Raw genomic sequence first — 794 nt, 5'->3', positions numbered from 1 at the left:
GCATAGACATGCCATGTCACATTAGTGAGTTCAGGTAATTGAGCCATAAAAATTAGAATAGCCAGGGCATTCACAAAGCCAATCACAACTGACTTGGATACAAACCGCATCAAGGCACCTAATTTTAGATAGCCGGCTAAGATTTGAATAAATCCTGTCAAAATTGTGGCTGCTAATAAGTATTGCAGACCATGCTCTTTAACCAGTGTTACCATTAATAACGCCATGGCACCGGTTGCCCCAGAAATCATACCAGGGCGACCACCTACGAAAGCAATCACCACGGCAATACAGAATGAAGCGTATAACCCGACTTTAGGATCGACACCTGCAATAATAGAGAAGGCAATTGCTTCAGGAATTAGAGCCAAAGCGACAACAATACCCGCAAGGACATCCCCGCGAATATTAGAGAACCATTGTTCTCGAATAGTGGATAACATGAAATAGCCTATTTTTTTAAATTTTAAGAAAGGCTAGTGATGTGATATATACGACACACAAGCTACTACACCACATCACTAGACAGTGATGAGTTATTTACTGATTTAAGAGGTAAATAAACTTATGGTGGCGTAAGTGTCATATTAAGAAAGATATCTATTTTGGAGGATTTCGGGGGCAATCATAGCAGCTAGCCCCTTTTCTATCCACCCTAAACGCAGTACTGAAGTAAAAGCTAAGAATTATCATAGATAATTTTAGAATTGATTTATGCCCATTTAACATAATGGGCGTTATCCGAAATCGTCTTTTATAAGTTAAATAAAATCATATGCTTAACTATTTTACAT

The 794-nt window shown here is 38.3% G+C and carries 1 protein-coding gene; it reads right to left on the bottom strand.

Annotated elements, in window-relative coordinates; all coding sequences use genetic code 11:
* Nucleotides 1-443: SulP family inorganic anion transporter (locus L2W48_RS12865; protein WP_268906907.1), on the bottom strand; the 443-nt coding region annotated here is incomplete at its 3' end.
* Between the last annotated feature and the right edge of the window lie 351 nt (nt 444-794).

The organism is Dethiosulfovibrio russensis (assembly GCF_021568855.1).
Lineage (GTDB): Bacteria > Synergistota > Synergistia > Synergistales > Dethiosulfovibrionaceae > Dethiosulfovibrio > Dethiosulfovibrio russensis.
This window is presented reverse-complemented; position numbering and strand designations above follow the sequence as displayed.